At 37.2% G+C, this 21,102-nt stretch carries 16 protein-coding genes and 1 pseudogene; 14 read left to right on the top strand and 3 right to left on the bottom strand.

Annotation, left to right across the window (positions count from 1 at the left end):
- Window positions 1-118: 118 nt before the first annotated feature.
- Window positions 119-1,126: a rod-share determining protein MreBH gene (mreBH, locus tag GHC26_RS09375; RefSeq protein WP_163971004.1), complete on the bottom strand. Its 1,008-nt coding sequence runs from the start codon at window positions 1,124-1,126 to the stop codon at window positions 119-121.
- Window positions 1,127-1,309: 183 nt separating this feature from the next.
- On the opposite strand from mreBH, the gene GHC26_RS09380 reads away from it, so the two are divergent.
- The 8 genes and pseudogenes from GHC26_RS09380 (at window position 1,310) to GHC26_RS09415 (ending at window position 8,019) form a co-directional block, all read left to right on the top strand.
- Window positions 1,310-2,074, top strand: coding sequence for a lysophospholipid acyltransferase family protein (locus GHC26_RS09380; protein ID WP_226376908.1), 765 nt, complete (start codon window positions 1,310-1,312; stop codon window positions 2,072-2,074).
- 95 nt (window positions 2,075-2,169) lie between these two features.
- On the top strand, window positions 2,170-3,165 hold the full coding sequence (locus GHC26_RS09385; RefSeq protein ID WP_163971005.1) for a glutaminase: 996 nt from the start codon (window positions 2,170-2,172) through the stop codon (window positions 3,163-3,165).
- A gap of 22 nt (window positions 3,166-3,187) precedes the next feature.
- A complete protein-coding gene (locus GHC26_RS09390; protein WP_163971006.1) occupies window positions 3,188-3,853 on the top strand; it encodes an SOS response-associated peptidase in 666 nt (221 codons plus the stop codon).
- 605 nt (window positions 3,854-4,458) lie between these two features.
- Window positions 4,459-4,936 (top strand): annotated as a pseudogene (locus GHC26_RS09395) (low molecular weight protein-tyrosine-phosphatase).
- A gap of 17 nt (window positions 4,937-4,953) precedes the next feature.
- Window positions 4,954-5,256 (top strand): YtxH domain-containing protein, encoded by a 303-nt coding sequence (locus GHC26_RS09400; protein ID WP_163971007.1) that lies wholly within the window; start codon window positions 4,954-4,956, stop codon window positions 5,254-5,256.
- A gap of 54 nt (window positions 5,257-5,310) precedes the next feature.
- Window positions 5,311-6,135 carry a YihY/virulence factor BrkB family protein gene (locus GHC26_RS09405; protein WP_163971008.1) on the top strand — a complete coding sequence of 275 codons (825 nt, stop codon included), beginning with the start codon at window positions 5,311-5,313 and terminating at the stop codon, window positions 6,133-6,135.
- A 326-nt stretch (window positions 6,136-6,461) separates the two neighbouring features.
- Window positions 6,462-7,310, top strand: a complete 849-nt coding sequence (locus GHC26_RS09410) for a transporter substrate-binding domain-containing protein (RefSeq protein WP_163971009.1) — start codon at window positions 6,462-6,464, stop codon at window positions 7,308-7,310.
- Between the two features lie 16 nt (window positions 7,311-7,326).
- On the top strand, window positions 7,327-8,019 hold the full coding sequence (locus GHC26_RS09415) for an amino acid ABC transporter permease (protein WP_163971010.1): 693 nt from the start codon (window positions 7,327-7,329) through the stop codon (window positions 8,017-8,019).
- A gap of 76 nt (window positions 8,020-8,095) precedes the next feature.
- Here the strand turns inward: GHC26_RS09415 and GHC26_RS09420 are convergent, their stop codons facing one another.
- Window positions 8,096-9,256, bottom strand: a complete 1,161-nt coding sequence (locus GHC26_RS09420; protein ID WP_163971052.1) for an MFS transporter — start codon at window positions 9,254-9,256, stop codon at window positions 8,096-8,098.
- Window positions 9,257-9,401: 145 nt separating this feature from the next.
- Here GHC26_RS09420 and GHC26_RS09425 point away from each other — a divergent pair, with 145 nt between their 5' ends.
- The 4 genes from GHC26_RS09425 to pdaA all read left to right on the top strand — a co-directional run bounded on the left by GHC26_RS09425 (window position 9,402) and on the right by pdaA (window position 13,356).
- The gene (locus tag GHC26_RS09425; RefSeq protein WP_163971011.1) at window positions 9,402-9,794 is read left to right on the top strand and encodes an OsmC family protein; all 393 of its coding nucleotides are present in this window, start codon (window positions 9,402-9,404) and stop codon (window positions 9,792-9,794) included.
- A gap of 63 nt (window positions 9,795-9,857) precedes the next feature.
- Window positions 9,858-10,655: a YfkD famly protein gene (locus GHC26_RS09430; RefSeq protein WP_163971012.1), complete on the top strand. Its 798-nt coding sequence runs from the start codon at window positions 9,858-9,860 to the stop codon at window positions 10,653-10,655.
- 431 nt (window positions 10,656-11,086) lie between these two features.
- On the top strand, window positions 11,087-12,400 hold the full coding sequence (locus GHC26_RS09435; protein ID WP_163971013.1) for a Na+/H+ antiporter family protein: 1,314 nt from the start codon (window positions 11,087-11,089) through the stop codon (window positions 12,398-12,400).
- Between the two features lie 152 nt (window positions 12,401-12,552).
- Window positions 12,553-13,356 (top strand): delta-lactam-biosynthetic de-N-acetylase, encoded by an 804-nt coding sequence (pdaA, locus tag GHC26_RS09440; protein WP_163971014.1) that lies wholly within the window; start codon window positions 12,553-12,555, stop codon window positions 13,354-13,356.
- 36 nt (window positions 13,357-13,392) lie between these two features.
- On the opposite strand, the gene GHC26_RS09445 is transcribed toward pdaA, so the two are convergent.
- Entirely contained in the window at window positions 13,393-16,056 is a 2,664-nt protein-coding gene (locus GHC26_RS09445; protein ID WP_163971015.1) for an EAL domain-containing protein, read from the bottom strand.
- A 448-nt stretch (window positions 16,057-16,504) separates the two neighbouring features.
- Between GHC26_RS09445 and mbcS the strand changes: the two genes are divergently transcribed.
- Window positions 16,505-18,082: an acyl-CoA synthetase MbcS gene (gene mbcS, locus GHC26_RS09450; protein ID WP_163971016.1), complete on the top strand. Its 1,578-nt coding sequence runs from the start codon at window positions 16,505-16,507 to the stop codon at window positions 18,080-18,082.
- A gap of 829 nt (window positions 18,083-18,911) precedes the next feature.
- The gene (locus GHC26_RS09455; RefSeq protein WP_163971017.1) at window positions 18,912-21,053 is read left to right on the top strand and encodes an ATP-dependent Clp protease ATP-binding subunit; all 2,142 of its coding nucleotides are present in this window, start codon (window positions 18,912-18,914) and stop codon (window positions 21,051-21,053) included.
- Window positions 21,054-21,102: the final 49 nt, after the last annotated feature.

The raw sequence follows: 21,102 nt of genomic DNA on the forward strand, positions 1-21,102 counted from the left end.
CAACCAGCAAAACTGCAAAACGGTAACAGAGAAATCCCAATCCGCGAGGCTTCTATAAATTAAAATACACACGTTATTTCTGAACAAGCAAAATAACGTGTGTCATCTGTAAACTGTTTTACTTCGCTGCTTTTTCTAATTTAGAGATCATTTTTAATGAACGGCCTGTACCAATCGCAACAGATTCTAACGGGTTGGGAGCTAGATGGACTGGTACAGATAGTTCATGGGTGAGCCATTCTTTCATTCCTTTTAATAGTGCGCCACCACCTGTTAAGACGATACCGTGATCGACGATATCCCCACTTAATTCTGGTGGGCAATTTTCAAGCGTAGTCTTAATTGCCTCTAAAATTTGCTGTAGTGACTCCCGAAGTGCGTCATACACTTCTTTAGACGAAATTGTAATGGTTTTTGGTAAACCTGTTACCATATCACGTCCACGTACCTCAACCATTTCTTCTTTATGGTTTGGGTGTGCGTAGCCAATTTCCATTTTAATATTTTCTGCAGTACGTTCACCGATCAAAACATTATAATGTTTACGGATGTGGTGGATGATTTCATCGTCCATTGTATCCCCACCAGTTCGTACAGAATTAGAGGAAACAACACCGCCAAAAGAAATAATCCCAACTTCTGCTGTTCCACCACCAATATCGACGACAACATTGGCGATTGGTTCATCAACTGGAAGGTCTGCACCAATAGCTGCTGCTACGGGTTCTTCAATAAGGTGTACTTGTTTTGCACCATAGCTTGTAATCGCATTGTGGATTGCACGTCTTTCCACCGTCGTACTGCCAGTTGGTGTACAGACAACAACAGTTGGCTTTCGCATCGATCTCCCCAGTTTTTTACTCACTTTTTTTAAGAAGGCTTTTAGCATTTGTGCCGTAATATCATAATCTGCAATGACACCATCTTTTAGTGGACGAATTGGAACAATATTGCGGGGGGTTTTTCCTATCATTTCTTTTGCCTCATGTCCAACAGCTACGACATTTTTCGTGTTTATATCGATTGCCACTACAGATGGCTCATTTAATACTATCCCTTTTGACTTCGTGTAAATAAGAATGTTTGCAGTACCTAAATCGATACCAATTTCTGCATTTGATAACATAAACGTTCCTCCATGATGTTATTCTATCACTATATCATTTCTATACTTTACCACAATTTGAGGGGGTTGGTGAATTTTTTTGTCGTATATTGTCCCAATCCAAAATTACCTGCAAAAAACAAATACTTTCCAAGCTGATTACTATATCAGTATAATAAATATGTCGGGAATGGAGGGACTAAGATGGGACTGATACGTTCATTAGGCATCTACTTGTATGCTGGAATTCTTGTAATTGGAACTTACTTTAAATTACAAAAGGCAAAAAGATTATTTCAACAGGAGAGTAATCCATCCATTAATGAGAAAATATTTTCTGAACCAAAAAATGTTTCACAAAAAGTAATTAAACGGACAGGTTCACAAGTTATTGTTAAGGGTAATGAAAAACTGCCAAATGAAGCAGTATTATTTGTTTCCAATCACCAAGGGTTATTTGATATCTTAGCGTTTCTTGGATATCTTGGGAAACCTGTTGGCTTTATTGCCAAAAAAGAAATCCAAAAGCTTCCAATTATCCGTTCCTGGATGAAGCTGATCCACTGCGTTTTCTTGGATAGGTCTGACCGAAGACAATCCATTAAAGCCATAAACCGTGGTATTACGTTCTTAAAAGAAGGTCATTCCATGGTGATTTTTCCAGAAGGTACGAGAAGTAGAGATCGTACCTTAAACCCATTTAAGCCAGGAAGTTTACGTTTAGCTACGAAAGCAAATGTTCCGATTGTTCCTGTTGCGATAGATGGAACCTACCAGATTTTAGAAAAGGGGAATGGACGTGATATTCGTTCATCCACTATCACGATAACTATCCATGATCCGATTTATCCAACGTCTTATAAAGGTCAAAAAAACACAGAGCTTGCAGCTAATTTACAAGAGATTATTCAAACAACACTCGATCAAAATAAAGGTTCCATTCCACATGATCAGGTTACTATCCACTAGTTTTGGTTAAATTCACCGATAGTATTACAATTAAAATTGTCACATACTAAAACACAGTATAATCTTGCACAGGCTCTAAATAGTGAGGTGATAATATGGTCCAAGGAATTGCGAATTGGAACACAGAACAAACAGAAGAATGGTTACAAGGTTATGTCGATGATTGGGTAGCCTTTTTTCGGAAGCATACGAATGAGGGAAAAGTAGCTTCCTATATACCAGAACTCAAAAAAGCAAACCCAGATCAATTAGGAATTAGCATTGTAGGAACAAATGGGATGAAGATTCAATCAGGTGATACATCCATTCCATTTACCATCCAAAGTATCTCAAAAGTGTTCAGTTTTATTGTGGCATGTATGGAACGTGGTGTATCTTATATGTTAGACCGTGTGGATGTGGAACCAACAGGGGAAGCATTTAATTCCATTATGCACTTAGAGATGAGGCAAGTGAAAAAGCCTTTTAATCCACTTGTGAATGCTGGTGCGATAACGGTATCATCCATATTAGAAGGGAACACATCTGATGAAAAGTTAGAACCAATATTTGAGCTTTTGGAGAAGCTTTTACATTATCGACCAGCTATTGATGTCGATGTGTACGAATCAGAACGAGATTCCTCGATGCGTAATCGTGCCATTGGATATTATTTATTAGAGACTGGCTTTTTGGAATCAGACTTGAATAGTACATTGGAAACGTATTTTAAACAATGCTCGATTGAATTGACGATTGAGGATATCGCTCGAATTGGAACGACACTTGCAAATGATGGCAGAGATATAGAGACAGATGAGGAAATCATTCCACGTCCGATTGCCCGAATTGCCAAGGCTTTAATGTTAACTTGTGGAATGTATGATGCTTCTGGGAAATTTGCAACCTATGTTGGAATACCTGCAAAAAGTGGTGTGTCTGGAGGTATTATGGCTGTTGTTCCACCTCGTGTACGATCAGAGGACATGCCTTTTATTGAAGGTTGTGGAATAGGTGTGTTTGGTCCAGCGCTAGATAAACAAGGAAACAGTATTGCAGGTATTCGCCTATTAAAACATATTGCCAGACAGTGGGATTTGAGTATTTTTTAAAAGGCTAAGGAGTGATTCGAATATGTGTGGACGTTACACGTTACTAGCGGAGGAAGAAGAAATTAGGCAAGCATTTGAGTTAGACATGCCGATCTCCAACTTTGAAAAAAGCTATAATGTTGCACCAGGTCAGCGTGTATTAGCGATTATACATGATGGACAAAAGCGACGTGCTGGGTATATGCGTTGGGGACTTGTTCCATCATGGGCGAAGGATGAAAGAATAGGTTACAAGATGATTAATGCTCGTAGTGAAACTGCTCATGAGAAGCCGAGTTTTCAAAATCTAATGGCACGAAAACGGTGCCTAATCGTGGCGGATAGCTTTTATGAGTGGAAACGATCAGAAGATAAAAAACAACCCAAACGGATTCAATTGGCTAATAGAAAACTGTTTGCTTTTGCTGGGTTATGGGATAAATGGGAACATGGGGAAGATGATCTTTTTACATGTACGATTTTAACGAAAGATGCAAATACATTTATGCAGGATATTCATCATCGTATGCCAATCATATTATCTAAGGCAGAAGAGTCAGAATGGATTAAACCATATGAGGAAAAACCTCAAGAAATGCAACAGTTTCTTCAGACCATTGAGCCAGAGGCATTAACCGCTTATGATGTGGATACATATGTAAATGCTGCTAAAAATAATGATGAGACATGCATTAAACCAATTGCATAAATGATTTTGGATTTCACATACTGTTTGGTGCGCATTTTGTATATTATACGCAGTAACTTAAACGCCGTTGCTTTCCACTTCGGACAGTTGCTTTCACCATGGGCAAAAGTGCGACATCTGTTCAAACTATTCGTTTCACAGTGTCTACTTTACCGCAGGCCCGGCCTCAGCCTCCTCAGAAGCAAAAACCGCTTCTTGCTCAGGTCTGGACACGTGCTATTCCTGCAGGAGTCGACTGTCCTACGCTCCAATCAACTATATATTAGCTTAATGATGATATTAACAAGAAAATAAAACACGATCTAGTGAAGGGAATACACGGAGACTCCTGCGGGAAGTAGGAGATCGGTGAGACCCCACAGGGCGCTAGCCCGAGGAGGCTTACCACTCCCCCCGCGGAAAGCGTAGTGTATTTCCGTAGCGGTATTTAGCTAAAACTATTGCACAAAAAATATCAACTATTCACTAAGATCTATACTTGAAAGCAACATCTTCTAATTAAAAAATAATGCGTCACAAGTTTGGATGATAGATAGTGGAAAATGATGGTCGTTATCGCGTATAATTTTGATAGATGCTAAAAAGAAAGATGGTGATGATTCGGAGTGATACGAGTACTATTTGTATGTTTAGGAAATATCTGCCGGTCTCCTATGGCAGAGGCAGTGTTTCGGGATAGGATTAAAATGGAGCAGTTAGAATCAAAAATTGAGGTAGACTCAGCTGGAACTGGCAAATGGCATGTTGGTGAACAACCACACCAAGGGACAAAAGACTTATTAGAACAACGTAATATTTCATATGATGGCATTCTTGCAAGACAGGTACATAAAAAAGGATTGGGAAAAATTCGATTATATCATTAAAATGGATGAGCAAAATAAAAGAGATATACATCCTCCTCTAGATAAGGGAAACAATAAACCAGTTATTGCCAAGTTAATGGACTTTGTAGAGGATGAGGATGAAAAGGATATTCCAGATCCATATTATACAGGGAATTTTGATTATACGTATTCGCTAGTCGAAAAAGGCTGTCAAAACCTGTTAGAGTCAATAAAAAGAGAACATAACATATCATAAAAAGGAGCGGATTTATAATGGGAAAACGAAAATTAATGGTAGGAGTAGTTTTAGGCGCTATCCTAGGAGGAATTGTTGCATTATTTGATCGTGAAGCGAGACAGTATAGCAAACATCAATTAACCGTACTAAAAGATAAAACAACAAATTCTGTCAAACATCCATCTGAAACAGTTCATAATCTAAAAGTTTCATTTGATAAATTAAACAAAAGTTTCACGAACAATGCAGAAAATGCGATTAATGCATTAGAACAAGTTGAGCAAACACTTGATAAATTTACAAATAATGACCAAGCTAAGTTAGATGACACCATGTAAGTCTTAAAGGTATGGAGTTTTCCGCCCTTTAAGGCGGAAAGGAGAGATAGTTGCATGGGTGAAATGGTATCGTTTGTAAAAGATTTGTACAAACGGGTAATGGACGACGATGTCTTTGGATTAGGTGCCCAACTTGCATATTTCTTCCTATTATCTCTTTTTCCATTTTTGTTATTTGTCATGACCTTAATAGGGTATTTGCCAATTGAGGAAGACTATTTGATGGATTTCATTGAAACCTATGCACCAACGGAAATAATGGATTTAATTCAATCCAATATTCATCAGCTCGTGAATGATCAAAATACAGGATTACTTTCAATCGGGATTATTGGAACGTTATGGCCAGCATCCAATGCGATTAATGCAATCATTCGTGCACTTAATAAAGCCTATAATGTGAAGGAAAACCGATCATTTATTGTCGCGCGCTTGATCGCAATTGTTCTTACAATTGTAATGGTTGTAGTAATTTGCATCGCACTATTATTACCCGTTTTTGGTCGCATGATTGGGATTTACCTTTTTTCATTTGTCGGATTATCGGATGATTTCCTTCAAGCTTGGGAAATGCTTCGCTGGATCATTTTCTCTGTCATCTCATTTATTGCATTAGTAGCTTTATATAGACTAGCACCCAATAAACGGATTCGGATAAAAAACGTTTTAGGTGGTGCCATTTTTGCAACACTTAGTTGGCAGTTAATTTCATTTGCATTTTCATTTTATATTAATACAATAGGAAATTACTCTGCGACATATGGAAGTTTAGGTGCTGTGATTATTTTAATGATCTGGTTTTATATATTTGCGATTATTATCATTATAGGCGGAATCATTAATGCCATGACACGTGAACGTAAAACTCAAAAAAGGTAGCTGTTACCAATCTGGTAGCAGCTTTTTTACACGTTAGGAAAGTATAAAATTTTAGCTAAGAAGTGGACTCGACGTGGCTAAAATTTTAATGTCCCAAGTATAAGAAAAACTAACACATTCGCTAAGGACGAGCGAATGCGAGTTTTCTAAACTTGTATATTAATGAAAAGTAAAGCATAGATTTAATTTGGAGCGGGTATTTTTTCTATACTATAACAGTATGGATTGTATGAATATAACAGAGTTAAAATTCGTTGAAAAATAAATTGTTAACTGTTATAATTTTCTAGTGTTTAATTATTATACAATTTTAAGGGGTGTTAATGATGAGAAAGTATATAGCATTTATTGTATTGGTTTCCATCCTCATACTTACTGCATGTGGTAATGATGATAGTGGTAATGAGGCTGAGAAGAATGATAAGGTATGGAGTGAAATTCAAGAAGCAGGAGAAATTGTTGTTGGTACAGCAGGAACATTGTATCCCGCCTCCTTTTATCCAGAGGACTCTGATGAACTAACTGGATACGAAGTCGAAGTATCTCGTGAAATTGCAGATCGTTTAGGAGTTGACGTACGGTTTGAAGAAATGGCATTCGATGCAACATTATCTGCTTTAGATAGTGGCCGAATCGATATGAGTTTAGCTGGCCCTAGAGAAAATAGTGAAGAAAAGTTTGGATTTAGTGAACCTGTTAAATACTCTTACTCAACAATGGTTGTCCGAGCAGATGATCATTCTGGAATTGAAACCTTGGAAGATTTAGAAGGAAAAAAAGCTGGAGGAGCAGCAACAACTGTATATAGTGATATTGCTAGAAAATATGGGGCAGAAGTGATCACATATGGAAATGTTACCAATGATGCTTATTTAAGGGATGTACATAATGGCCGAACAGACACCGTTATTAATGATTATTATTTACAAAGTCTTGCTTTGGAAGGGTTTCCAGATTTAGATATTGTCTTGCATCCTGACTTAAAATTTCATCCAACAACAAAATCGGTTGTCATGGATAAAGAGGCACATACATTTATGGAAAAAGTAAATACTGTCATTCAAGAAATGAAAGAGGACGGCACATTAGCAGAAATCTCAGGTCAATTCTTTGGTGGCCAAGATGTTTCCCAAGAACCTGAAGAGGATATTATCGAAATCGAAGGCATTGAGTAGAAATAGGTGACGGGTAATGTTTGATATCACAATTGATCAAGTCCAATTAAAAAATCTTTTTGACTTTCAGTTAGCATGGGAAAGTTTCCCCTTCCTATTAGAAGGGGTTCCCATGACAATGGCGATCGCAATAATTGGGATGGGATTAGGGTTATTAATTGGCTTTTTCTTAGCATTAGCTCGAAGTTCTGAACGAATTATCATGCGCTGGCCTGCACGCATGTATATATCATACATGCGAGGCACACCAATGATTGTTTTTTTATTTTTATTGTATTATGGCTTGCCAATTATTGGGTTAGAACTAACAGCATTTCTAGCGGCTTCTTTAGGCTTTGGATTAAATAGTGCTGCATATATTGCTGAAATCAATCGTTCTGCATTGAGTAGTATTGACCAAGGACAATGGGAGTCTGCTAGAGCATTAAATATGTCCTATTGGAAAACGATGCAAAAAGTAATCCTGCCACAAGCAACAAGGACCGCGATACCACCATTAACGAATGTTTTTATGGATATTGTCAAAGCGACCTCGCTAGCTGCCATTATTACAGTACCTGAATTATTCCAAAAAGCTCGAATTGTAGCAGGACGTGAATTTGACTCGATGACAATGTATATTTTGGTTGCTTTGATTTACTGGCCTATTTGTATTGTTATATCCTATATACAAGATCGACTGGAAGAACGATATAGTCGGTTTTTATAAGGCAGAGATCTTACGTCAAACGAAGGGACCGAGTACATCGCTCGGTCCCTATCTAGTACTTCTCTAACGTCCGTGCTTACGATGCAACTGCTCGCTCTCTTTTTAAAAGTATCGCACCAAATAAAAATACGAGCATGATCACAATGACATAGAAAAACGATACACCTGGAACGTATTGGACGAATAAACCGCCAATATAAGGTCCACCGATACTCCCTAAACTAAAGGAAATCCCACACATAATGTTTCCAGCCGGTAGCAAGGCTTTTGGTAACAAGTCCGTCATGTAAGAGATTCCAAGCGAAAATAAGGATCCGACAAACATGCCTGATAAAGCGAATAATAGAAATAATGCAGGTACCGAAGCTTCCAAAAAGGTAGCAAGCCAAAAACAAAGTGCTCCCCCTAATATGACAACTAATAATACATTTCGCCTTCCTAATCGGTCACTCAATATCCCTAATGGAAGCTGTGAAATAAGACTTCCTGCGGCAAAGCAAGGGATAATTAAAGATAAGATATCCACATCATGTCCAATTCGCATCCCATAAACTGGGAACACCCCATGTAGACTTGCTTCCATAAATCCATAGCCAAATGGTGCCAAAAATGCAACCCAAGCAATCTTTCCACTTTTTATAAAACGCTTGATGGAACTAGATGTTTGAACTGTACGATCATCGTCTTCTGGCCACCGATTTCGGACAAAGAACATCGTAGACCAAACGATAACACTTAATGAAGCGGATAGTAGAAAAGGTAGTGCTTCATTAACGGATAACAATCGTGTCATTAGTGGTCCCAATGTGAAACCTGCACCAAAGAACAGACCATATAAGGCAATACTTCGTCCACGTGTTTCTTTTTCAACAGTAGTCGTAACCCAAGTTTGTGTTCCAAAGTGAAGCATATGGTCACCGATCCCAACCATTACGCGCAAAATAAACCAAAACCATAATGCCTGCCAAAACGGAAATAATGCTAAAGAGACGAATACAAGTATTCCTCCAATTAAGATGATTGGTTTAAACCCGAATTTGCGCATGGGTTTTTCCATAAAAGGAGAGGCTATTAAAACCCCTATGTATAATCCTGTTGCATGAAGTCCATTGATCGAGGAAGCGACACCATTTTGTTCTAAAATAACAGCTAATAATGGCAATAACATCCCCTGCGAAAAACCTGATATCGTTACAAGTGCGATAAGGATCCAAAACCGAATCTTTACAGATACCATTTCATCACGCCTTTCTGTAAAGCATTGTAATTCCAATCTAATTGTTTTTTTGAAATAGGTCAATGCACATTTCCTGCTTCACCAATCAAAATAAGGTACGATAAATTACAAATACTAGTGAAGAATCGAAAAAGGAGTTGTTAGAATGGAATTTCATATTACCGAACATGGCATGCGTTCGAATTTTGAGTATGGGGAATTGAATGTTTCAGGGAACGAAGAGCATGGCTTTCGTCCCTTCCAATTAATGGTAGCTTCTATTGTAGGGTGTAGTGGATCTGTCTTTCGTCGAATTTTACAAAAGCAACAGATTCCAATTAGTGATTTAAAGATTGCAGCTGAAGTAGATCGGAATGAGGATGAGGCTAATCGAATTGAAGCGATCCGCCTTCATTATACCGTTAGTGGGAAACGATTGGATCCAGATAAATTATATAAAAGTCTAGAGATTGCTCGTAAGAATTGTCCCATAGTTCGATCAGTAGAAGATAGTATTAAGATAACAGAAACCATTCAAACCATTGAGATAAGCGATTAACTAGGTATAATAATCATGTGTCTCGAAAAAACTAAGCAAAAATGAAAGGAATAGGTGGGACACATGAAAAATATAATCCTTAGAAGCGGTATTTTAACCATTGCAATGCTTTTCCTATTTTCGTTCAGCATTGTTGCCGAAGAAAAGATAGAGGAAAAAGATCCGTTTGAAATACCAGATCATGTCTTGAAGATATCCAAAGAAAACACGTATACGAATTCATCTGAGGATCAAGAAGAAGTGGAACCAAGTGAATTCACAAAAGAATTGTTAGAAGACATGGATATCCCAATAACGAATCCTGATTTAATCAAAATGTTGAATGAAACGTCGATTAATCCTTCACCAATTGCATTTGGTTATCGTGGCATGGTTTATATAGGTAGGTGGCCATTAAATTACCAATCAAATGAAACTAATGTAAATTGGGAATACCAAAAGGTTAATATGAATGAACTTAATAATATTGGTGGGGATAATGAACAAAAATTAAGATATACTCAACAAGCCCAAAAAGAAGTGAAGGGTGCACTTACCAATAAAATTACAAATTCACAAGACATTAAGAAAATGATGTTATTAGAGGCCGAAAAAAATACCGAATTACCACTTGGGTATGAAACGATAATCGGGGAAAACACGAAATTAAACAATGAGTATAATGTTCCTGTTAAGAAATACGGATATTTACATGCGTATGCACCAGCAGTTAGCGAAAAAGGAAAAGTGACGTTTGGAGAAGTTTATTTCCAATTGAAAGGTTCCAAGAAATCTCTTGTCGTAAAAAATGTAACAAAGCAAGATATTGGTGCATGGCTTCCAATTCAAGATCATGTATCCTTAATGTTTGAGCTAAAATAAAACAGCCCTGGTGGAGCCTCCAGAGCTGTTTTTTTCTTATGTTTGGGATGTGATGAGCTTGTCGGTTACTTTGAGTATGAGTTAAAACTATTAAGTGGTAACAGAGCAAGCTTATCAGTGCCTGAACTGGTGAGAATAATAGGTGAAAGGTAACAGAGGACGTCTGTCAGTGACCAAATTAGTAAGCGAAGATAAAAATGAGTAACAGAGAAAGTTTGTCAACGCCTAAACAGTCTAGAAAAGTACAAAAACGGTAACAGCGCTCGATTAAATTCATCCATATAATCAAAAAAAAACAATAAGTTTATAAAAATGTACTTTATGGGTTGATTTTTTGACTTTAATACTTTATCATGATGAAGTGTTAAAGAAATTATATATAATCATCCAAACAAAAAATAAAAAGATAAAGATAGAGAGGGGAATACGGTATGGAATGGGTTGTCGTTGTATCTGTTTTAGTCATGACGATTCTAAGTTTACTTCGTGTAAATGTTATTGTCGCTATTATTGCTGCTGCATTAACAGCAGGTTTAATGGCTGGTTTATCGATTGTAGAATCAGTTGACATGTTAGTTGCTGGTATGGGAGGTCAAGCGAATACAGCATTAAGTTATATTTTATTAGGTGCCTTTGCTGTGGCCATTAGTTATACAGGAATTACAACCATTTTAGTTAATTATTTAATAAAAATTTTAACTGGCAAGAAAACAATGATGGTATTAGTAATTGCTGGTGTTGCATCGCTATCTCAAAACGTGGTTCCAGTGCATATTGCATTTATACCTATTTTAATTCCACCATTATTAAAATTATTCGATGAGATGCGATTAGATCGTCGTGGGGTTGCAACAGCATTGACATTCGGATTAAAAGCTCCATATGTCATGATCCCTGCAGGGTTTGGACTCATTTTCCATGGTACGATTTACGATGGGATGCAAGAAAACGGTGCAGCAATTTCCATGGGAGATATTGCACTATCTATGATAATTCCTGGTGCAGGCATGGTTTTAGGCTTATTAATTGCTATTTTTATTACGTATCGAAAAGATCGTGTTGCTAAACCTGGTGCAGGTGGGACAGAAGTAATGGAGTCAGTGACGAATGAATTAAAAGAAGTATCCTTTAATCGCAATCACTTATTTACGATTATTGCGATCATAGCTGCACTAGCAGTACAGTTAATGACAGATAACTTAATTCTTGGTGCTTTAACAGGACTTGTTATTATGTTTGCGTTAATGGTTGTTCCATTTAAAAATGGAGACAAAATTGTAAGTGATGGGATTGCCATGATGGGGACCATAGCATTTGTAATGCTTGTTGCATCTGGATTTGGAAACATTTTAAGTGAAACAGGCGCAGTGGATGCCTTAGTAGAAGTCTCTTCTGGAAGTATTGGGGATAACAAAGCAGTGATTGCACTAATTTTACTATTAGTAGGGTTGGTTGTGACCATCGGAATTGGAACATCATTTGGTACGATACCAATTTTAGCAGCACTGTATGTACCTATTTGTTTAGAAGCAGGATTTTCACCAATGGCAATTGCAGTCCTTATTGGAACGGCTGGTGCTTTAGGGGATGCAGGTTCTCCAGCATCTGATAGCACACTAGGACCGACTGCTGGGTTAAATGCAGATGGAAAACACAATCACATCTGGGATACATGTGTTCCAACATTTGTGCACTTTAATATTCCGTTAGTGTTGTTTGGTTGGATTGGTGCGATAATTTTATAAGAAGCCTTTTAAGTAGTTAGGCTAGATAGATCTGAGTGAAAACTAAAAGTGGCTGCTTGAAGCGGAAGAGTAGTAAAAGAAATAATCGATATTAAAGAATAAGAAAAAGCGTTACAGGGCAAATTAAGGGAAAAACAATAGGTGGTTGGGTAATGCAAAAATTTGTTAAGAAGCTAACAATCATACTGATGTGTTTATTCCCTTTTTCTTTGTCTGTGACTATGGGTGAGCCTCAGGCAGCTGGATATGGTTGGGGATTTAAAAAAAACACAGAACATAAAATTCCAGATGTCGGGAAATACAAAGAAATGTTAGATAAATATGGTGCCTTTTACGCAGATCACTCTGGTGATAAACATATATACCTTACATTTGATAGTGGGTATGAAGAAGGCTTAACAGATGATATCCTAGATATACTGAAAGAAGAGGATGTCCCTGCAACATTTTTTGTCGCTGGCCATTATGTCGATAGTGAACCAGAGTTAATTAATCGTATGGTAGAAGAAGGACATATTATCGGAAATCATTCTTATCATCATCCAGAATTAACGATCCTAACAAAAGAGGGGATGAAGAATGAATTAGAAACATTGGAAAAAGCCGTTGCAGAGGTTTCTGACCAAAAGGAACTAAAGTTTTTACGGCCACCTAAAGGGGTCTTTAATGAACAAACCTTACAATGGTCCTATGAATTAGGCTATATTCATATCTTCTGGTCACTGACGCATATTGATTGGAATAAAACAAGTGAAGGATGGCAGCATCCATATGAACAAGTTATGAAAAATATTCATCCAGGAGCGATTATTTTATTCCATACGATTTCTGAAGATAATGTGGAAGCATTGAAACATATAATCCCAGACTTAAGAGAGCAAGGGTATGAATTTAAAAGCTTAGATGATTTAGTTTTGAAACATACGCTACCTGAACCTATACTTGGATATGAATAAAAAAGTGAGGCAATAATACTTGCCTCACTTTCGTCATTATAAGTGATGCTTTTTCAAATACGTATATGGATTCTCGTTGATAAATGGTGTATCTGGTATCATCCGATTATTTCGTTGGAGAACGGTCATTTTGTTGATGACACCGACAAGTAGATCTTCTAAAACTTCATTAATACGGAATTGAATCCCATAATAAAACGCATCGCCTCTTGCTTCATTTTTCCATGCAAGGGTTCCCTCTAATTCAAATTCCTCGCCCATTAAATTAAGATGAAAGATAAATTTAATTCCAGCATTTATAGGTAGCTTAAGTGTTGATAAGATTTTTAATCCACCGAGACTTATGTCTTCCACTAATACAGGTGCAGAACCAAGGTTAACTTTTTGTTGATTGACTTCATAGATTGTCATCTCACCTTGTATATGATGGTCAAACTCTAATCGAAAATGACTACGGCGCTCATCTTCTGGCATTTGAATCGTTTTCCATTTGGTTGGTTTAAGATACCCTGTATTCATCATTTCGGTAAACATCTCAGCTGGTACAGGTTTTGAATATAGATAGCCTTGAATGACATCACATTCTTTTTGTCTTAGAAATTCCAGTTGGTCAAATTCCTCGACACCTTCAGCGACAACTTTCATATCCAATTCTTTTGCTAAATGCAATATAGAAGAGATTATCACTTTATCACGCTTATTTGACGAACTGATATTTTGTATAAATGTTTTATCAATTTTAATGGTATCTGCTTGAAAGTCATGTAAATAGGTTAGAGAAGCATGCCCTGTACCGAAATCGTCAATCGAAAGGCATATTCCTAATTCTCTTAAGCGATGTAAAGTGTTTAATACATTTTTATCATTCTGTAATAGGGAACCCTCCGTAATTTCAAACACAAGATATTTACCAGGGATTTGATAGTGTTTAAGCTGTTCTTGGACAAATTCTACTAACCCTTTTTTCAAAAAGCGGATCGGTGAAATATTGATGGATATTGGTTGGATGGCAAAGCCTTGATCCTTCCAATTCCGTAACTGTGCACAGACTTTTTTTATAACCCAATCGCTAATTTCATTAATAAGATGATTTTCTTCGGCTAATGGTATAAATTCATCTGGAGACACTAGTCCCCACTCTTCATGTAGCCAGCGTATTAATGCTTCCGCACCTTGAATAGTGCCATTTTTTGGATCGACTAGTGGTTGATAAAATAACTCAAATGTTTCGTCTTTAATAGCATCTCGCATGTGCTGTTCAAGCTGATACCGCTTATAGGCAGAAATATCTTTTGTAAACGAATAAAGCTGTATATTACTTTTCCCAAGTTGCTTAGCATGATATAAAGCAGAATGTGCTGTTTCGATTAAGGTCAGTTTATCACCCCCATCTTCTGGGAAAAAGCTTACGCCTATACTTAAGGTTACGTGCAGCTTAAAATCGTTTACGATAATCGGATTCTCGACTCCTTTAATTACATTTTCTGCAAACTGAAAGAGATCATCCTTGTTTACATATTCTTTGACGATTAAAATAAAGTCGCAGCTTGTTAACCTTGCTAGGTAGCTGTTTTTTGGCAATGATTCAAGTATTCGTTTGGCAGCAATCTTTAAAACTTCATCCCCAATATGATAACCTAGTGAGTCATTAATAAGGCTAAGTCGTTCAAGATCAAGATAAAGTAGTGCAAATGGTTCTTGTTTATTGTTTTCACATAGTGCATCCAGTTCATCATATAAACTACGCCTGTTTGGCAAGCCAGTTAAGGTATCATGTGTCGCAAAGTATTCTAATTGCTCTCTCATTTCCTTTTCGGCGGTAATATCAGCAAGCAACCCAAATACATTTGTTAATTTTCCTTGATCATCAAACCATGGTACAGCCTGATCGTATACCCATTTCATTGTGCCATTTCCAGTTGTTATTTTATATTGATGATATAACGTTTCCCCACTAGCAAGCGATTTTTGGGCTTCAAGTACTCCCTGTCTTGATGTCGGATGAAGCATTTCTTCCCATGAATTAGGATTGTTATATAGGGAATCCCTAGAGGTTTCCAAAATATTTTCTGCACCTTTAGAAATAAACGTCAGCTTTCCTGTGTCATATTCTCGAACCCAAATTCCTACATCTAAGTGGTTAAAAATATGTCTATACTGTTCCTGTGTTTTTTCTATTTGCTCCTCCAGCATTTTTTGCTTAGTATAATCTCTAATAACTCCAACTAATTTTACCGTTTTATTGTTTTTACAAACAGCCTCTGCATGTACTCGAATAAAACGTATGTCATCTTTTTTATTTCCCTTAAAAATTCGATATTCTCTTTCATAGATTTTTCCTTTTCGAATGTCTTTTTGTAATATATGTTTTGTTTTTTCATAGTCTTCTGGGTGGATTAATGCAGAAACTTCTTCTAACTTTGGATCCTTTAGTGACTTACTGAGTCCAAAAATATCGTAAAATGCGTCGGATAAAAACATTTTATCTTCTTTCACATAGTATTCCCAGCTTCCAACATTCGCGATTTGTTGGGCATGGGATAGATGACTTTCGGTTAATTGTAATGCTTCAACTAATGCTTGATATTCTGTGTTTGCAATTCCATCCCTATCTGATGACGGTTGTGATTGATTTTGAACAAGGTATTTTTTAAAAAAATGCGTTAGAAATTTTGATTTGTTAGAAGAATGCTTTGACATCATAACACCTCTTATCCTTAGGCCGTTTTCTGAAAAAAATGTTGCTTTTTTAATTATAAATCTTACTGCATAGTTGATAGATTATACGTCAAAATGTTTAACATGGCTTTCTCACATTATTTATAAGGAGGGATAGCACAACTTAGTGGAGGAAATACGCGGAAAGCGAAGTGTATTTCCGTAGCGGTTTTTATAGATAAAACTACTGCACATTATATACAAGATGCGACGTTAAAAAACAGTAAAGAATGCGAAAAAGAGCCTATTTGTAGAACATGAAAAAATAGTTAATTTGTACTAATTATATAACAAATTTCCCATATAGAAAATAGGAATTTGCAATAATTTGTCGAAAAAAGTCGATCCGTTACTAATTATCAATATAGTATTTAAAATTTTTAAAACAATTGATATACTAATAGAAATACTAGTAAGGGGAGTGACAGTAGTGAAAAAAGAAGATCTGATTGCACCGATGGATTATAATATTGTAATGGAAATGGAACGTTATGCGCTAGAGGCGGATCGGAAAGCACTGATTTGGCAAAGTGAATCTGGACAAAAGAGAGAGATGACTTATGCTGAATTAATGAAAAGTGTCAATAAAATTGGAAACGCTTTCTTGGAAAGTGGACTGCAAAAAGGAGATAAAGTCCTTGTTATGATTCCGAGAATGATAGAGGCTTATGAAGTATATTTAGCGGCATTAAAGACGGGCATGATTGTCATCCCAAGTTCAGAAATGTTAAAAACAAAAGATTTACAGTATCGTATTACACATGGGGAAGTATCAGCAGTTGTCACTTATTTTCCATATGCTGATCAATTTAAGCCAATCAGCGAATTTAACCAATTAAAACGTTTTGTCGTTGGCAAACCAGCAGATGATTGGCAGTTTTTAGATGGTTTAAAGGAAGATGCATCAGAGCAACTGGAAATGGCTTCTACAACAAAAGAGGATATGGCCTTTTTATCGTACACATCTGGAACAACTGGAAATCCAAAAGGGGTTGTCCATACGCATGGCTGGGGGTTTGCACATTTAAAAACAGCAGCCGAAAATTGGTTATGTATTGAAGATGGTGATACGGTTTGGGCAACAGCAGGTCCTGGATGGCAAAAGTGGATTTGGAGTCCGTTTTTATCTGTGTTAGGTTCAGGCGCAACTGGGTTTGTCTATCATGGTAAATTTGAGCCGAAAACCTATTTGACATTGTTACAAGACCATGAGATTAACGTATTATGCTGTACGCCAACGGAATATAGGTTAATGGCTAAGGTTGATAATTTAGAAGACTATCAATTTCCTGCATTACATAGTGCCGTTTCAGCAGGGGAGCCATTAAATGTAGAAGTGATTAATACATTCCGTCGTTATTTTGATTTAACGGTACGAGATGGATATGGACAAACGGAAAACACCCTTTTATTAGGTGTGATGAAGGATATGGAAGTAAAGCCAGGATCCATGGGTAAACCAACACCTGGAAATGATGTTGCTATTATCGATGAATTTGGTGAAAAAGTACAAGCAGGTGAAATCGGGGATATTGCTGTGAAGGTAGATAGTCCAGCATTATTTCGTGAATACTATAAAGATACAGAACGTACAAAAATGTCACAGCGAGGCGATTATTACGTAACAGGTGACCAAGCTTCGATTGATGAAGATGGCTACTTCTGGTTTGAGGGACGCAGTGATGATATTATTATTAGCTCTGGCTATACGATTGGACCATTCGAAGTAGAAGATGCTTTGGTCAAACATTCAGCCGTTCAAGAGTGTGCAGTAGTCGCAAGTCCAGATGAATTACGTGGTAATATCGTCAAAGCCTTTGTTGTGTTAAAAGAAGATATTAAGCAAGATAATCCCGAATTGGTCAAAGAGTTACAAGACCATGTAAAAAGATTAACAGCACCATATAAATACCCACGAGAGATTGAGTTTATAGATGAACTACCAAAAACAACATCAGGAAAAATCAGACGTATTGCCCTACGGCAACAGGAAAAGGTAAAACAATAGATGAAACAGACAGGCAGGGAAAAGTCCCTGTCTTTTTATTTTGAGTTTTTTTGCAATATGTTCCTGTTTTCTTTGTCGCATAAGCTATATTTTGTGCAATAGTTTGGTCTATGAAAATCGCTACGGAAATACACTACGCTTTCACCAGGGGCATAAGTGCGACATCTGTTCAAACTTTTCGTTTTCACAGTGTCTTCTTTACCGCGGGCGGCTGTTGAGCCTCCTCGTGCTACGCACTCCGGGGTCTCACCTATGCCTCTTTTCCCGCAGGAGTCTCCGTGTATTTCCTCCGCTAAGTTGTGCAGTCTTAATTTTTATCATTACTATTGACAATGCGACAGTTGATTGAAGCGAATGATAGGGACTTATTTGATTCACATCGTCTTTTTACTTTTATAGAAAGTTATTCAAAGCTGTGGAAAATGCGAGACTCCTACGGGAAAAGGAACAGTCTGAAGACCACACAGCGAGCGTCTTTTGCTCGCGAGGAGGCTGAAGCGTTCCCCGAGGAAAGCGAGTGTTTTCCACAGCGTAGGTTTTGCAATCACTTTATAAGAATTAAGGAAGACATGCTAAACATTTACTGCGTATCATCTATCTTATATGCATGACGTAAAATGTGTGCTAATAAGCAGAATTGACGTGGTTATAATTCTAATGTCCCAAGTCCGCCTTCCCAAGCGAATGTGGGTTTTTTAATAAAAAACACTTGAAAGTCAAAATTGGTCAGAGTATAATATAGGTGTAAGGTCAAAGATAGTCAAAGTCAAACTTGTGAAAAACAAAATTAAATAAATGAACCAAACAAAAAAATGAAGGAGGAACGATTATGCAATGTCAACAATGTGGTAAAAATCCAGCTACTGTTAATGTTGCGATGCAATTGAACAATGAGAAGATGCAGATGCACCTTTGCCAATCATGTTTCCATGAAATCCAAGGAAAAATGATGAGTGGCAATGACTTTTTCAATGATTCATTCTTCGGTGGGAACGCAAATGATGTATTTTCGAAAGGATTTCATGCAAATGGTGCAAATCAATCAGGAACAACCACACATACGCAAGCAAATCACGGAGGAAATGGATTGCTCGATCAGCTAGGGAAAAACGTTACCCACGCTGCACGTGCTGGTTTAATTGACCCAGTTATCGGACGTGATCAAGAAGTAAAACGTGTGATTGAAACACTAAACCGTCGTAATAAAAATAACCCTGTATTAATTGGGGAGCCTGGTGTAGGGAAAACGGCCATTGCAGAAGGCCTTGCACTAAAAATTACAGAAGGCAATGTACCAGCAAAATTAATGAATAAAGAAATTTATGTATTAGATGTTGCATCACTAGTGGCAAATACAGGTGTACGTGGTCAGTTTGAAGAACGAATGAAACAATTAATTCAAGAGCTGCAAAATCGTAAAAATGTGATTCTATTTGTCGATGAGATTCATTTACTTGTTGGAGCTGGAACTGCAGAAAGCTCGCAGATGGATGCTGGAAATATCCTGAAACCAGCACTAGCACGTGGTGAATTACAACTAATTGGTGCAACAACGTTAAAAGAATATCGTCAAATTGAAAAAGATGCTGCACTAGAACGTCGCCTGCAACCAATTATGGTAAAAGAGCCATCTATTGAAGAAGCCGTTCAAATACTACATGGTATTAAAGATCGTTATGAAAAATTCCATGAAGTTCGATACTCTGATGAAGCCATTCGTGCATTTGTAACATTGTCAGAACGTTACATCCAAGATCGCTTCTTACCAGATAAAGCAATTGACTTAATGGATGAAGTAGGATCACGCTTAAACCTTTCAAATGCAGAAAAAGATTCCAACTCAATTGAAAAGCGATTAGAAGAAATCGTAAAAGAAAAAGAAGCAGCTGCAGAAAAAGAAGATTATGAACGTGCGGCCAATCTGCGTTATCAAGAAATTCAACTACAAAAACAACTAGACAAAGCAAAAGATGAGGATAAAGATATTCACGTCGATGTTTCGGATATTCAATTAATTGTAGAAGAAAAAACAGGTATCCCTGTGACAAAGCTACAAGCTGACGAGCAAGAAAAAATGAAAAATATCGGCAAAAACTTGAGCGAAAAAGTTATTGGACAACAAGTAGCAGTCGATAAAGTGGCAAAAGCAATTCGCCGTAGCCGTGCAGGATTGAAATCAAAATATCGTCCAATTGGTTCATTCCTATTTGTCGGACCAACTGGAGTAGGGAAAACAGAATTAACGAAAGCATTAGCGGAAGAATTATTTGGTTCACGCGATGCACTCATTCGACTAGATATGAGTGAGTATATGGAAAAACATGCCATATCTAAAATTATTGGTTCACCACCAGGATATGTTGGCCATGAGGAAGCTGGGCAATTAACCGAACGTGTCCGTCGTAACCCATATTCCATTCTTTTACTAGATGAAATTGAAAAAGCACATCCAGATGTGCAAAACATGTTCCTGCAAATTATGGAGGATGGTCACTTAACCGATTCACACGGCCGAACAGTTAGCTTTAAAGAAACGGTTATCATCATGACAAGTAATGCTGGAACAGGTGATAAACAAATCAATGTAGGCTTTAATGCCGAAACACATGAATCTGTATCCACATTAGAAAACTTGAGTGAATACTTTAAACCAGAATTCTTAAACCGTTTTGATGCGATCATCCAATTTAACGAACTGACAGAAGACAACTTACTAGAAATCGTTGACTTGATGCTTCACGATCTAGAAGAAACGATTGAAGAAAACAATATTGCGATCACGATTACAGATGATGCAAAACGCAAATTAGTAAGGTTAGGCTATGACAGACGATTTGGTGCAAGACCATTACGTCGTGTCATCCAAGATAAAATAGATGACCAACTTACTGATTTAATCCTTGAAGAAGAAAGTGTAGAGCATGTGAAAGTGGATGTCAAAAATGATGACATTGTTGTCGAGAAAGCATAACTGAATTAGTGAAAAGGCTATAGCATCTGTTGAGGGTGTTATAGCCTTT

Origin of the sequence: Oceanobacillus halotolerans (assembly GCF_010993955.1) — a bacterium.
GTDB lineage: Bacteria > Bacillota > Bacilli > Bacillales > Amphibacillaceae > Oceanibacillus_A > Oceanibacillus_A halotolerans.